Genomic DNA, 2,666 nt, shown 5'->3' with positions numbered 1-2,666 from the left:
GCCGGAGATGGTCAGTTGAGGCGCCAGGGTGGCGGAGGCGCCACGATCATTGTGCGCGCCGATGAAGGCTTCGACTTCACCGGTCACCTTCGCGAGCGAAGACAGACCCGTGACCGAGGCGATGCCGCTGATCGTGCCGGATCTCACCGTTGCGGTCGCATCCATCACGTCGCCATGCGCCAGCACGTCGAGCCGGTCGGCGACGACCGTCGTGTTCTCGCCGACATAGGCGCGCACCGCGCCCGACACGTCCGCCGTAGGCAGCAATACGTTGACGGATACCCCGAACGACGCGCCGATGCCTTTGGCCTCGGCCGTCGCCGTCTGGCTGCCGTTTGCATCGATCAACAGGCGGCCGTCCACGCCGACCGCATCGGTGAGCGTGACGACAGTCGGGGCGCCGCTGGTCGGTGTGACGCCTGCCTGCGTCCCGATGAACGCCTCGGTGCGGCTGTCGATCGTGGCGTCGGCGATAGTCACGTTTACCGCGATAGCACCGCCTATGGCGTAGAACTCGTTCAACGAATAGGCGCCGTCATGTGACACGGCCTTGACATCGAGGCCACCGGCCTTGACGGTCGCGCCTTCGCCCACATAGGCGAGAGTGTCGCCGACGACGCTCGCGGAGGACTTGGCGACGCTTGCGCCGCCCAGCAGGCCGAAGCCGGCCGCAAGACTGTCGGCCCGCGCCTCGTAAGTCGAATTCGCCAGCACATTGAGCTTGTGGGCGCCGATGTCCAGCACCGTCGTGGTCAAAGGTACAGGGTTGAGCACCTCGGACGGGTTAAACGCCACATCGGCTATCAACCCCGCACGGATCAACTGATGGTTGGTGCCGCTGCCAAGGGAGGTCAAGTCGATCGCAATGCGGCCGTTGAGATTGTCCTGTTCCGCCAGCGGCTTGATGTTGTTGCCGCCGTCGCGCAGGATTTCGGCCAGCATGATCCGCCCGTCGGGGCTCTCGAAGACATAATACTGCTTGCCGCTGACGAGGCCGCCGATCGCGGTTCCGCCGCCAGCCGAGTAGGTGACGATCTCGGCGTCGCCCCACGGCGTTGCCGGCTGGTCAAGCTGGATGCTGTTGAGCCGTGTATCGACCACAAGCTGCTTGCTCGCACGCCGGCCGACGAAGGCTTCCGTCACGCGATTGACCTGCGCGTCCATGATCGCGGCCGCGCCGCCGATCCCGCCACCAACGGCGACGGAGTCGCCGTCAGGCAGCGCGTGAGACAGACTGTCCGCCGTCACATTGGTGTCGCCGGAGGCACTGACGGTGGAATTGCCGTCGATGTAGGCGCGCGTTGCGCCGCTGACGATTGCGGTCGCATCGACCACCGAAATCGCGACGCCGAGCGAGGCAGACAAGCCGAAGACTTCGGGGGTCGCTCTGTGGTTGCTATCCGCGTCGACATTGACTTGTCCGGCGGCGATGAGCGTCGAGCCGCTGGCGAAGGCTTCAACACGCGACGCAATGACTTCTTCAGCGACCACGCCTACCGCTGCCACACCAATGCCGGCGCCGATTGCAGCGGCGTCGCTGCGGGTGATGAGATCGGCGTCAAGCTGTTGGCTATCCGCGTCAATCAACAGGTTGCCGAGGCCGGATTGTACCGTGCTGCCTTCGACGGACGCCGTGGTAACCGACGCAATGTTGTTGCTGGCCAAGGCGACGCCAGCCGCGAACGAAGCCATGCCGACACTGAGTGAGAACACGTCGACATCGGCCTTTGCCTTAAGAAGGTCGTGGGCCTCGACTGTCAACAGGCCGTTCAGCGCCCGCACGTCGGACTGGTTGCGAATGAAGGCTTCGGTTGTGCGCGTGACGGTGTTGCTTGCTTCCGCCCCTGCGCCAGCGGCCGCGCCGCCAAAACCGGCCGCCGCGGCAAGCGCGTAGGCTTCGGGCGTGGCGATCAACTCGCTTTCCGATTTCGCCTTGATATCGACGTCGCCACCAGTGGCTTGCACCTTGCTCTTCTTGATGCCGGCGCGCGTGGTGCCCTCGAGGGAATTGCTCGCACGTGCGGCTGAAATCGCCAGGGCGCCCGCCGCGAAACTCGCGGCCCCTGAAACGGTGGCGGCTGACGCGTCAGCCGTACTTTTGATGGAATCCGTGGCGCTGAGAAGCACATCGTTGCCTGCGGTCGCGCCCTGGCCTTCAGCGGCCTCGCTGTCGCCGATTTCCGCAATGACGTCCTGACCGATGACGTTGGTGATAATGACGCCCGCGCCGGCGCCCGAAAGCGAGAAGCCGACCGCGGCGGAAAGCGACACGGAGACACCCACGCCGTCGGCGTCGATCACGCCATCGGCCAATGAGGTGAGCATAATATCGGTGCCGGCATCAACGTCGCTGTCGTTGATTTCGGTCCTGACCGTGCCGTCGATCGACGTGTTCGATTGCGCATAGGCGATCGAGAGCGCAATCCCAGCGCCGCCGCTGATTGCCCCGCTAACGCTGACCGAGTCGACATCGCTGGTGAACAGGGTTTCGTCGGTCGCGCTCAGGATCACCGACCCCAATGTCGCGTCGACATCCGAATCAGCGACAATCGACGCCGAAACAAGATTGGTCGAATTGATGATTGCGATCGCGCCGGCGGCCGCGACCGAACCCGAGACGCCGCCGGATGCGCCGAAGGACACGCCTACGGCAACCGCGTCCACAT

The 2,666-nt window shown here is 64.7% G+C and carries 1 protein-coding gene; it reads right to left on the bottom strand.

Annotated features, from left to right (window positions below):
- The coding region (locus tag EOD07_RS29910; RefSeq protein ID WP_164772672.1) for a hypothetical protein at window positions 1-2,666 on the bottom strand (2,666 nt) is incomplete at both ends.

The organism is Mesorhizobium sp. M2C.T.Ca.TU.002.02.1.1, from assembly GCF_003997225.1.
Note: the sequence above shows the minus strand (reverse complement) of the source record. Positions and strands in the feature narration are given on the sequence as shown.